A 12,025-nucleotide genomic window follows, 5' to 3' on the forward strand; every position below is an offset into this window, starting at 1 on the left:
ACGCTCGCCTCTCAGGTTACTTAATATACCTATGGTAGATCTGAAGCGACTGGACCCCACCCTTGCCTCGCCTGTAAGTGGCGATGCCCTTTGCTGCGGCTGCGGCTGCGGCCAGGGTGGTAATATATGGTACCTTGTACTTGATGGCCGCCTTGCGAATGTAAGAATCATCGTACTTGCTCAACCTGCCGCTTGGTGTATTGATAATCAGGTCAATCTCCTTATTCATAATACCATCGACAATGTTGGGCCGGCCTTCGTGCATTTTGAGGATGTGCTCGGATGAAATGCCATGGTTGACCAAAAACCTGTGGGTGCCCTTAGTGGCCTTGATCTTAAAACCCAATTTCTGAAACTGCTTGGCTACTTCCAGAACTGCTGGCCTGTCCTTCTTGAATACAGTAATCAGCACAGTTCCGTCAGTGGGAAGCCGCTGGCTGGCAGCCTCCTGGGATTTGAAAAAGGCGAGCCCAAAGGAGTTGGCTACCCCCAAGACCTCACCTGTGGACCGCATCTCTGGACCCAAGAGGGGGTCAACCTCTGGGAACATATTGAAGGGGAAGACCGCCTCTTTGACCCCAAAGTGAGGGATGGACTTGGGCTTGATGTCCAGCTCAGAGAGCTTTTTGCCGAGCATGAGCTGGGTGGCCACCCGCGCCATGGGGATGTTGCACACCTTTGAAACCAGCGGTACAGTTCGCGAGGCACGGGGGTTGGCCTCCAGTACGTATACTATATCGTTGGCAATGGCGTATTGGATGTTCATCAGTCCGACCACATTGAGCTCCACGGCGATCTTTCTGGTGTAATCATAGATAGTATCTAAGTGTCTTGTGGGGATGCTGATGGGAGGAATTACACAGGCAGAGTCCCCCGAATGGACACCAGCCAACTCGATATGCTCCATCACCGCAGGGACAAAGGCATCGGTGCCATCGGCAATGGCGTCTGCCTCGGCCTCGATGGCGTTTTCTAGGAACTTGTCGATGAGTATGGGCCGATCGGGAGTCACATCCACGGCTGCTGTCGCATAGCGTCTGAGCATCTCCTCGTCGTGGACGATCTCCATGCCACGTCCGCCGAGCACATAGGAGGGCCTGACCATCAGGGGATAACCAATTTTCTCGGCCACAGTCAGGGCTTCTTCCAGGGTGCTGGCCATACCCGCATCTGGCATGGGAATGTCCAACTTGCGCATCATTTGACGGAAGCAGTCCCGGTCCTCTGCCAGGTCTATGGTCTCCGGTGATGTCCCCAAGATCTTCACACCCGCTTCAGCCAGTTCATTGGCGATATTGAGGGGGGTCTGGCCCCCGAACTGAACAATAATCCCAATGGGCTTCTCCTTTTCGTAGATACTCAACACATCCTCGACCGTGAGGGGTTCGAAATAGAGCTTATCTGAGGTGTCGTAATCGGTGGAGACGGTCTCAGGATTGCAGTTGACCATAATAGACTCTAATCCCTCGTCCCGCAGGGCAAATGCCGCATGAACACAGCAGTAATCAAATTCAATTCCCTGCCCGATCCTGTTGGGCCCCCCGCCCAGGACCATAACTTTTGGTTGCTGGCTTGTCGCCACCTGGTCAGGTGCATTGTATGTTGAAAAATAGTAGGCCGCATCCTTCACGCCGCTCACGGGTACCGGTTGCCACCCCTGGAGCACACCAAGGGCATTGCGCCGCTGTCTGATCTCCTTTTCCGGGATGCCGAGCAGCTGGGAAAGGTATCGATCTGCAAATCCATCTTTCTTGGCCTGCACAAATAGGTCTTCAGGCAATCCCCTACCTTTGTACTGGAGGATCTTTCCCTCCAGTTCCACGAGTTCCTTCATCTGCTCGATGAACCAGGGCTTGATATATGTCTTCTCGTAAAGCTTTTCCACGTCGACTCCCTTGCGCAGGGCTTCGTACATGATAAACTGTCGCTCGCTGGAGGGCTCGTTTAAGAGCTCCATCAGCTCATCCAGGGACTTCTCATGAAAGTCCTTGGCGAAGCCAAGCCCATATCGGCCGATCTCCAGGGATCTGATGGCTTTCTGAAGGGCCTCTTTGTATGTCTTGCCGATGCTCATCACCTCGCCAACGGCGCGCATCTGGGTGCCCAGCTTGTCCTCGGCATCCCGAAACTTCTCAAATGCCCAGCGGGCAAACTTGACCACCACATAGTCCCCTGAAGGCGTATATTTCTCAAGGGTCCCCTCCCGCCAATATGGGATTTCATCCAGGGTCAGTCCTGCGGCCAACATAGCGGAGATGAGAGCGATGGGGAAGCCTGTGGCCTTGGAGGCCAGCGCCGAAGAGCGAGATGTCCTGGGATTGATCTCGATCACCACCACCCGGCCAGTTTTGGGATCGTGGGCAAACTGGATGTTCGTGCCGCCGATGACCCGGATCGCCTCGACGATGTCGTAGGAATGCTTTTGGAGACGTTTCTGGAGTTCGGAGTCGATGGTGAGCATGGGCGCGGTGCAATAGGAATCGCCCGTGTGCACGCCCATGGCATCCACATTCTCGATGAAACAGACGGTGATCATCTGGTTTTTGGCGTCGCGCACCACTTCGAGCTCCAATTCCTCCCATCCCAGGACCGACTCCTCCACCAACACCTGGTCGACGAGACTTGCCGAAAGACCGCGACTGGCAACGGTACGCAGCTCCTCGATGTTGTAAACCAGGCCGCCGCCGGTGCCGCCCAGACAATAGGCAGGGCGGATGACCACCGGGTAGCTGAGTCCAGCGGCAATCTTTTCCGCCTCCTCGACGCTATAGGCGATTTCGCTCTTCGGCATCTCGATGCCTAGCCGGTTCATGGTCTCCTTGAATGCCAGGCGGTCCTCGCCGCGCTCTATGGCATCCAACTCAACGCCGATCACCTTGACGCCATATTCGTCCAATACACCAGCGCGCGCCAGCTGCGAAGTAAGGTTCAGTCCGGACTGCCCCCCGAGATTGGGCAGTATTGCATCAGGCTGTTCCTTTTCAACGATCTCCTTCATGGCCTCAAAGGTGAGCGGCTCAATGTAGGTCATATCGGCCATTCCGGGGTCTGTCATAATGGTGGCAGGGTTGGAATTGACCAGCACGATCTCATAACCCAACTTCCTAAGGGCCTTGCAGGCCTGGGTGCCAGAATAATCGAACTCGCATGCCTGACCAATAACAATGGGCCCTGAACCGATAATCATAACCTTCTTGATATCCTTGCGTTTTGGCACTCAGAGGCTCCTTTCTACTTTTATATTAAATGTTCAGCTAAGGTTGATCAGATATAAAAAATAGTTCATCAGAGCCACGGGAAAGGGTTTGATGTGAACAGGCAACCGCCTTGGCAGTATAGGGAAGCGATGGTTTTGTGTCAAGCTGGAAAAAGACGCTGTCCATTAACTCATCAAGCTTTTTTGACTTCTTCTAATGCTTTTCTTGCTCTTTGTCCTCTTTTAATAATAGATCTCTTTTGTAGATCAAGGACCTCAGAGGATCTCTGGATTGGCCAGGTTGGATTATCCACTTATATGCAAGGAGTTTGTCCCCTCAGTCCCTTATCGTTTGGATCTTTTTGACCTGATTCGGATGATTATCAATACGTAGATTACAAGGTTTACCACCAATAGAAAGACCCCGGCCTCGTAGTGGAAGCGAGGTTCAACCTCGGGATAGATGAGGGGGACGATGTAGTGGTCCACAAACCCACCTGTGTAGCCCTCCTCACCCGCCTTACGCAGCAGCATCTGCTCCAGGGGGGTCAATGGACAGGGGACATTGGGGAGAAACTGGATCGCCAAGGACCAGATAACCGACAGAATGTGCAGGAGGGCCAACCAGGGCCACCTCCACACCAGGAAGGCCCCCAAGATCACGAAGATGATGAAGGCGAGGTGGAGCGAAAAGGCAAAATCCGCCAGTAGATGGTACATTATCTCCCTCTAGGTCTTAAATCTATTGTACCCTTTTGTCGATTTTTTGCCAGTTTCAGGAACAGGGAAAAGATGCTATAATGTAAAAAAACTTCTCTAATTTAGTTGGTAGAATTGAGAGGATTGAAGAGGGCAACCTACAATCAAGGTTCAAGGATTCAAGGGCTCAAGGGTGTTTGTCTTTCACTAGAACCCTAGGACCCTAGACCGCTGGAACCCTATGAGATGAATCCTTGGATCCTTTTTAACAACTTTTTGGGAAAAGAACCATATAAAAAAATTAGCATAAAGAAATGATTATCCACCCCAAGAGATACGAGGTAATTGTAGTGGGTGGGGGACATGCGGGTTGTGAGGCGGCCCTGGCTGCCGCCCGTCTTGGGTGTCAAACCCTCCTGCTTACCATAAACATCGACACCATCGGCCTCATGTCCTGCAATCCCGCCATCGGGGGATTGGCCAAGGGGCAGTTGGTCAAGGAGATCGACGCCCTGGGTGGTGAGATGGCCAAAAACACCGACGCCACGGCCATCCAGTTCCGAAGGTTGAACACCAGAAAGGGTCCCGCAGTACAGTCCTCCAGGGCCCAGTCCGATCGCCAAGCCTACCGGCTGCGGATAAAGTATGTCATGGAGAGCCAGCCCGGTCTGGAGATAAAACAGGGCCTGGTGGATAGGATCCTGGTTAGGGATGGAAGGGTCGAAGGGGTGGAAACGAGCACCCATGAGGTCTTCCACGGCCAAACGGTGATCATCGCCCCAGGGACCTTCCTCAACGGCCTCATCCACATCGGCCTCACCCACTTCCCTGCCGGCAGGATGGGGGAACTCCCTTCGGTGCGGCTCTCGGAGAGCCTCAGGGAGATCGGCTTCGAGCTGGGCAGGCTCAAGACCTGCACCACTCCCCGGGTGGACGGCAAGACCATCGACTTCTCCCGCCTCGGCAAGCAGGAGAGCGACGACCCCCCGCGCCCCTTCTCATTCTCCACCAGGGAACTCCCGAAGAAACTCCTCCCCTGCTATATCACCTATACCAATCCCAAGACCCATGAGATCATCCGCAGCGGGCTCGATCACTCATACTTCTTCAGCGGGATAATCGAGGGGATGGGGCCCCGGTACTGCCCTTCGGTGGAGGACAAGGTGGCTCTGTTTCCAGCAAAGGAGAGACACCAGATCTTTCTGGAGCCCGAGGGTCTGCGTACTCACGAGTACTATTCCAACGGTCTCTTTACAGGCCTCCCCCTGGATATCCAGCTCAAGACATTGCGCAGCATCGAGGGGCTGGAGAGAGTAGAGATCATGCGCCCAGGGTACGGCATTGAGTACGACTATGTTGACCCGGTCCAGCTCAGGCCCACCCTGGAGACCAAGCTAATAGAGGGACTCTATCACGTTGGACAGATCAACGGGACCTCCGGTTACGAAGAGGCGGCTGCCCAGGGGATCATGGCGGGGGTAAACGCTGCCCTGAAGATCAAGGGAGAGGAACCCTTTATCCTCGATCGCTCCGAGGCATATATCGGTGTCCTGATCGACGACTTGGTCACCAAGGGGACCAAAGAGCCCTATCGCATGTTCACCTCCCGGGCCGAATACAGGCTCATCTTGCGGGAGGACAATGCAGATTTGCGCCTCATGGATAAAGGCTATTGCCTCGGCCTGGTGGACGAAGAGACCTACAATAAGTTTAGGAAGAAAAAGAAAGCCATCGCTTGCGAGATAGGGCGGCTCAAGGAGGTCAAGATCAGACCGACTTCGGGGGTCAATGACAAGCTGCAGGAGTTGAGGAGCAACCCCATTAAGAACGTCACCTCCCTTGAAGAGCTCTTGCGCAGACCAGAACTCTCCTACAAAGACCTCCAGGCCTTCGATCCCTCCTCCAATTCCCTCCCTCTGGAGGTAGTGGAACAGGTGGAGTTGGAGATCAAGTACGCAGGCTATATCAAGAAACAGGAGGAATTGGTGGAGCGGTTCCGGCGGATGGAGCGGGTGCGAATACCGGAGGATATGAGATACGACGCAATCCCCGGTCTCTCCCGGGAGATAAAGGAGAAGCTCTCGACCATCAGGCCCATGACCCTGGGACAGGCCAGCAGGATATCAGGGGTCACCCCTGCGGCCATCTCCGTTCTGATGGTGCAGCTCAAGCGGATGGGGGCCGTATAGGGGATGGACCCCAAGGACCTCCCCTCCCCTACCCTGAACCAGATGCTCTCGGCCTATGAGGCGACCAGGGCCGCCGAGAAAGAAGGAAGAGTCACATCTTAAACATTAAGTTATAAAATTGAATATTTAATAGTTAAGACCGTCCCCCAAATTCCTAAAAAGGACAGAAAAAATGAACAACAAAATTAATAAAAGACGTCGTCGTTCTGAGCATACGCCATCGAAATTTGCTTTCATGATCATAACCTTGATGCATGACAACCCATTTCTCCCGATATTAATAAATCCATACAAGCTGCTAAAAACGGCAGGACTGAAGCCCGGTCAAAAAGTGCTGGAGGTTGGATGTGGTCCAGGGTTCTTTACCATTCCAGCGGCAAACATCGTGGGAAATGAAGGCATTGTCTATGCTGTGGATGTTCATCCGCTCGCTATCAAAAGGGTTCAAAAGAAAATTGAGAGCAAAGGCATACAAAATGTTCAGCCTATGCTTACCAATGCATCCGACACCAGGCTTCCGGAACAGAGCATTGACCTTGCCTTTATCTTCAATCTTCCTCACATTGTTGGCGGACAAGAAAACATAATATCTGAAATACATCGTATCTTGAAACCCGGGGGTCTGCTTTCTTATAAAAAGACCAGAGGGTCTGAGAAAAAATTGATAGATGCAATAGAACGGGGAGGATTTTCTTATTCAGGCAAACAGGCGAGGATTTTTTTGTTTAAGAGAAGTCAGCATTGATATTCATCAGAAAGCACCTGATTCTGCGGTAGCAGGCAATGTCCAGGGACATCTTCTTCGAGCTACATCAAGACCTTCCAAGAGAAGGCCCCGGAAGAAACCAATACACGAGAAGGGCGTTCCAAATGCTTCCCGAACTGGACAGACCCCGCATCCTGGATATTGGCTGTGGCACGGGTGGGCCGACGATGGAACTTGCAAGGTTGAGTGAAGGCGAGATAATCGGATTAGATTTCCACCAACCCTACCTAGATAAATTTATAAAAAAAATCGAAGAGGCAGGGCTTTCGGAACGTATCCGGGTTGTGAACTGCTCGATGTTCGAGATGGATTTCCCGGATGAGAGCTTTGACATCATCTGGGCCGAGGGCTCCATCTTCATCATCGGATTTGAAAGGGGCCTCAAGGAGTGGCAACGGTTGATCAAGCCCAACGGCTTCCTGGTTGTTCATGAGATGACCTGGCTGCGTCCGGATCCACCGCAGGAAATCTACAACTACTGGAAGGAGATCTATCCAGGCATAAGGAACGTCCCGAAAAACCTGGAGCTGATCCCTGGCTGCGGCTATGACCTCATTGGACATTTCACCCTACCAGAGGACGCCTGGTGGATTGAGTACTACGGTCCCCTAGAGAGGCGAATCCAAGATCTTCGCACGAAGTATGTCGATGACTCCGAGGTCCTTGCAGTACTTGACAAGGAACAACGGGAGATAGACCTGTTTAAGAAATACAAAGAATGGTATGGCTCGGTGTTTTTTATAATGCAAAAGCGAAATCACGAGGAATCATCGGCCTAACCTTCGCTGGGAAGAAGAAATGAACAGGCTCAAAGCCGCTGCCCCGGAGGCAATATAATCCTCTGGTAGATGCAGAAGGATGAAGGTAGCTGCATTGATTGCGGCACCTGCCAGCACCTCGTCGCCATATTGGACCGTGAGCATAGCCACTTTGTCTTTCACAGACGACAAAACCCTTTTTAATTGAATTCATGAAAAGGAAAGGCATTTAAAGTGCCCTGCCCGCTTCAGGAGATCAAGTGCCTTAAAAATTATATTTGACCCTATGTCAATTATTTAACTATAATATATACCGAATTAGATAAGTGGCGAAAAGATAGATTATGAAAAAATTTGGACTCAATTTGCTAAGGCATTATTAGAAGGAATCCAGAAGGAGGTATAAAAAGATGAGGCGTTGCTTACTATGTTTACTAAGTTTGATCTTCCTGCTATCAGGCATGGAGATTGGTTTCTCCCAACCCACAGGTTTATGGGTTGCCCAAAAGACAGATGAGAGAGAAAAGGGTGATGATGCAAGTTTTAAAATGGACATGACCCTAATAGGCAAGAAGGGCAAAGAAAGGAAAAGAAGACTTTTCATAATCCGAAAAGATTTTGATGGAAAAGACAAGCTACTTCTCAAGTTTACTTACCCTAAGGATATAAAAGGGACATCTTTTTTGGTATGGGAGCACAAAGGGAGAGACAACGAAAGGTTTCTCTATCTCCCTGCCCTTGGCAGGATAAGAAGGATCGCTACTCGAGAGAAAGATGAAAACTTCGTTGGCACAGACTTCTCCTATGAGGATATATCGGGCAGAAAATTGGAAGACTATACCTACCAATTAATAGAAGAAGGGATAATCTATGAAGGGAAAAATTGTTATCTTTTAGCCTCATATCCAAAGGAGAAGGGTTCCAAATATCCGAAAATCCTTTCCTGGGTCAGGAAGGACAATTTCGTTGTAACTAAAGCAGAATATTATAGCAAGAAAGGGGAAATTGAAAAGATCTACAAAGTTTTGAAACTGGAAAAAATCGATGGAATCTGGACTTCACTGGAACTTTTAATGGAAAATCTCAAAACCAATCATAAGACATCCATCAAGGTGAAAGAAGTTCAGTATAACAAAGGTATTTCTGATGACCGTTTTGAAAGAAGAAAGCTAAAGAGATAATGGAAAGATTGGCCAAAATTTTATATAGGTTCAGATTCTTCTGGCTGGGCCCAATCATTGCGGTAACGGTTGTTTTTGGTTCTTTAATTAAAATTGAGATGGATAACTCACTCAAGGCATGGTTTTCAGTGAGTGACCCAGATTACATCGTTTATGAGGATTATCGAGATACATTTGAAGGTGGAAGGGTCTTAATGGTTGTTCTACGCTCTGAAGATATATTTTCCTTAGAGGTCTTAAACTATATCAAGCAAAAGACAGAAGAGTTTGAAGACTTAGCTCAAGTAAAGCGAGTCCATAGTCTGGCAAACGCCAACAAAGTAATCGGGACTTCAGAAGGTATTGAGATTAATCCCCTTCTTTTAGAATTAGAAACAAATAACTTACAGAAAATAAGAAAATACGCCCTCGAAGACGAGCTGTTCAGAGATTATTTGGTTTCATCCAATGAAAAATTTACCGCTATCGTGATTACCTTTGAGGACATGCCTGCCGAGGAAACAGATAAAGCGGTCTGTCAGGTTGAAGAGATAGCTCATAAAGGAAGACCAAGGAATTTAGAAGTGTCTCTTTCCGGCGATATGAGAGCGATGTCTGAATTTAACAGATTCACTAAACAAAACCAGAGTATATTCCCACTTCTGACAATTGCTGTAATCTGTATATTTATATTCGTTTTATTCCGCTCTTTGTATAAAAATCTTATCATCCTTTTAGTTATAGGGATGAGCCTCTGCTGGGCATTGGGGTTTTATTCAGCTTTGGGATATACCTTTAATGTAGTAACAGGGATGCTCATTCCTTTGGTTATGATCTTATCCATAGCCAACTGCATTCATATAATGAAATATTTCGATGAGGTAAGAGAAGATTCTAAAAAGAGAGAGGCCTTTATACGTACTATAAAATATATTACTATTCCCTGTTTCATTACCAGCATAACCACTGCCTTTGGACTATTATCTTTGTCTATCAGCCATATTGATGCAGTGAAGCACTTTGGTATCGGTTCAGCAGCGGGGATTATGTTTGCTTTCTTTATCTCTATCACCCTAGTGCCTCTATTGTTAAGTCTATTACCCTCTAACCAAGAAATAAAGAGAGGTCGAGGCTTAAAACACCTTCTAAATGGGATCTCTAAATTTAACGAAAGAAGATTTAAATATACTTTAGTAGTGGCAGTTCTCGGATTCATCTTCTTTGGTTGGGGTATTACAAAAGTAAAGATAGAAACAAACCAAATCGAATGGTTCCCTAAAAAAGGAGATTTTTATAAATCCTCTATGCTGGTGGATAAGAATCTTTCTGGAATTGGAGTTATGGAAATAGTCATCAAAGGTGAGGAAGATGTGTTAAAGGAACCGGAAATATTAAAAAGAGTGGATAAGCTGTCTTCGGAGATTGAAAAACTTCCTCGTGTCAAAAAGCTGATTTCTCTGGTAGATTATGTGAAAAGGATAAACAAGGCATTAGAGGCGGATAACCCTGAATATTACAGAATACCCGACTCTAAATCTCTAATAGCGCAGGAGCTACTTTTATTTACCCTCTCTGACGATGGTAGAAAAGAATTGGAAAACATAGTCACACCCGATTATGCACAAGGGAGAATATCTATAAAGACTGAATCTATGCCTTCCCGAAAAAGTCTAATCCTGGGCAATTTGCTGGAGAAAATGGCGAAAGAGACCTTTTCAGGAACAGGGATAAGTATTACTCTGACTGGAACTATTTATCTATATAATTTACTGCAAGAATACCTCCTGGAAAGCCAAATCAGAGGTTTCTCTTTAGCATTTTTATCGGTAATAGGAGTTCTGTTTATTGCTTTCTGGTCAGCAAGATATGGTGGATTAAGCATAATACCTAACTTACTACCAATAATATTCATTATGGGGATTATGGGGTGGTCTGGTATTGCCCTTAACACTGGAACCGTAATGATAGCTTCTGTAGCCCTGGGTATCGCCGCAGATGATACCATTCACTTTATCTCCAGATTCAGGAAAGAACTTAAATCTAACAAATTTCCCGTCCAAGATGCCTTAAAGGAAACTACTGTTTCTGTCGGGGATGCCATTATTTTTACTTCGGTGATAAATATGGCGGGATTTTTAATCCTTTTAATATCCGGCTTTCAGCCTACACGAGAATTTGGAATGTTAATTGCCCTGACTTTATTCTTTGCCCTCATTGGAGATATATTAGTCCTTCCCTCAAGCATAGTGGCAACGAGAAGGTTTTTAATAAGAAAATTTAAACCATGAAAATACGAAGAATTATATTGCCGGTGGTATTTTTCTCTTTTGTGCTGTTACCCTGTGGGCCTGCGTATTCCCTTAATGGATACATAGAGACTAGAGTTATATACTTCCCTAATAAAGAAGATATATTTGAGTCACGAAGCAGGTTTTTATTAGAGGAGGAGGTAGATTTAAAGGATTGGCTCACTTTTTATCTCAGTGGCCGCATAGATGGACTTTTGTCTAATAGAGAAGAAGACGAAAATGATATTTTAGTGAAAGCAGATGATGCTTATCTTAATTTTTCATTTCCGAAGGTTGAGGTTAAAATTGGTTACTCTAAAGTTATTTGGGGAAAACTCGATCAATTAGCACCTACCGACATCATAAATCCATTGGATATCTCTAAACTCTTCTTGGAGGCTGAAAGAAAGGAAGCAAAGTTACCCGTCCCTCTTTTCATGGTATCTCCTTATTTTGGAGAGGCAAGCCGCCTTGATTTCATCGTGGTGCCTCTTTTCGAAGAGGGTACCTATGATGAGTTAAACGAGAAAAGTTCTCCATTTAATATAGTACACTTCCCGTTGCCGGTAGAAGAGAATCTGCCATCAAAAAATATGAAAAACATAGAATACGGTGGAAGATTTTCGAGCACCTTCCGGGAAGTTGACTGGTCTATTTATTATTTCCGAGGATTTCAGGATTTTCCGTCATATCGTTTGGATGCCAACCTAAATAAGGTTAAGGCTGAATATTTTAAAGGCCATATGTTTGGCTATGATTTTGAGCTGGTGAAAGGAAAGTGGGGTATAAGGGGAGAGGGGGCTTTACTTACCAATGTGGGCTTTCAGAAAAAGGATATAGTGGATTATACCAAAGGAAGCTCTTTTACAGGCGGGTTCGGCATAGATAGAAGTTTTGGAGATAATTACCTGAATTTCAGTGTGCTGTATAGAAAAATATTTGTCGATGATGTTATAGAAGAAAAGAAGG

Annotated in this window: 9 protein-coding genes; 6 read left to right on the forward strand and 3 right to left on the reverse strand. The window is 47.4% G+C overall.

The window, feature by feature from the left end:
* Positions 1-16 precede the first annotated feature (16 nt).
* Both carB and JRI46_01720 read right to left on the reverse strand, forming a co-directional pair.
* Entirely contained in the window at positions 17-3,217 is a 3,201-nt protein-coding gene (carB, locus tag JRI46_01715) for a carbamoyl-phosphate synthase large subunit (protein ID MBW2038305.1), read from the reverse strand.
* A gap of 324 nt (positions 3,218-3,541) precedes the next feature.
* Positions 3,542-3,916 (reverse strand): DUF2784 domain-containing protein, encoded by a 375-nt coding sequence (locus JRI46_01720; protein ID MBW2038306.1) that lies wholly within the window; start codon positions 3,914-3,916, stop codon positions 3,542-3,544.
* 293 nt (positions 3,917-4,209) lie between these two features.
* On the opposite strand from JRI46_01720, the gene mnmG reads away from it, so the two are divergent.
* From mnmG to JRI46_01735, 3 genes are all read left to right on the forward strand, one after another.
* Complete coding sequence (gene mnmG / locus JRI46_01725) at positions 4,210-6,084, forward strand: tRNA uridine-5-carboxymethylaminomethyl(34) synthesis enzyme MnmG (protein ID MBW2038307.1); 1,875 nt, start codon at positions 4,210-4,212, stop codon at positions 6,082-6,084.
* A gap of 172 nt (positions 6,085-6,256) precedes the next feature.
* On the forward strand, positions 6,257-6,829 hold the full coding sequence (locus JRI46_01730) for a class I SAM-dependent methyltransferase (protein MBW2038308.1): 573 nt from the start codon (positions 6,257-6,259) through the stop codon (positions 6,827-6,829).
* Positions 6,830-6,867: 38 nt separating this feature from the next.
* Positions 6,868-7,629 carry a methyltransferase domain-containing protein gene (locus JRI46_01735; protein MBW2038309.1) on the forward strand — a complete coding sequence of 254 codons (762 nt, stop codon included), beginning with the start codon at positions 6,868-6,870 and terminating at the stop codon, positions 7,627-7,629.
* Here the strand turns inward: JRI46_01735 and JRI46_01740 are convergent.
* The gene (locus JRI46_01740) at positions 7,618-7,791 is read right to left on the reverse strand and encodes a hypothetical protein (GenBank protein ID MBW2038310.1); all 174 of its coding nucleotides are present in this window, start codon (positions 7,789-7,791) and stop codon (positions 7,618-7,620) included. The two genes, JRI46_01735 and JRI46_01740, sit on opposite strands and share 12 nt — an antisense overlap.
* A 278-nt stretch (positions 7,792-8,069) precedes the next feature.
* Between JRI46_01740 and JRI46_01745 the strand changes: the two genes are divergently transcribed.
* The 3 genes from JRI46_01745 to JRI46_01755 form a co-directional block, all read left to right on the forward strand.
* Entirely contained in the window at positions 8,070-8,789 is a 720-nt protein-coding gene (locus JRI46_01745) for an outer membrane lipoprotein-sorting protein (protein MBW2038311.1), read from the forward strand.
* Positions 8,789-11,056 (forward strand): MMPL family transporter, encoded by a 2,268-nt coding sequence (locus tag JRI46_01750; protein MBW2038312.1) that lies wholly within the window; start codon positions 8,789-8,791, stop codon positions 11,054-11,056. The genes JRI46_01745 and JRI46_01750 overlap by 1 nt, the downstream gene beginning before the upstream one ends.
* 17 nt (positions 11,057-11,073) lie before the next feature.
* Positions 11,074-12,025: hypothetical protein (locus JRI46_01755; GenBank protein ID MBW2038313.1), on the forward strand; the 952-nt coding region annotated here is incomplete at its 3' end.

This window comes from Deltaproteobacteria bacterium, from assembly GCA_019308925.1.
In the GTDB taxonomy this organism is placed as follows: Bacteria; Desulfobacterota; B13-G15; order B13-G15; family RBG-16-54-18; genus JAFDHG01.

Excerpts from the sequence above, each read along its gene's own strand:
- JRI46_01750 (MBW2038312.1), top strand. The coding sequence starts at position 8,789 with ATGGAAAGATTGGCCAAAATTTTATATAGGTTCAGATTCTTCTGGCTG.
- JRI46_01730 (MBW2038308.1), top strand. The coding sequence starts at position 6,257 with ATGAACAACAAAATTAATAAAAGACGTCGTCGTTCTGAGCATACGCCA.
- JRI46_01745 (MBW2038311.1), top strand. The coding sequence starts at position 8,070 with ATGGAGATTGGTTTCTCCCAACCCACAGGTTTATGGGTTGCCCAAAAG.
- JRI46_01720 (MBW2038306.1), bottom strand. The coding sequence starts at position 3,916 with ATGTACCATCTACTGGCGGATTTTGCCTTTTCGCTCCACCTCGCCTTC.
- mnmG (MBW2038307.1), top strand. The coding sequence starts at position 4,210 with ATGATTATCCACCCCAAGAGATACGAGGTAATTGTAGTGGGTGGGGGA.
- JRI46_01735 (MBW2038309.1), top strand. The coding sequence starts at position 6,868 with ATGTCCAGGGACATCTTCTTCGAGCTACATCAAGACCTTCCAAGAGAA.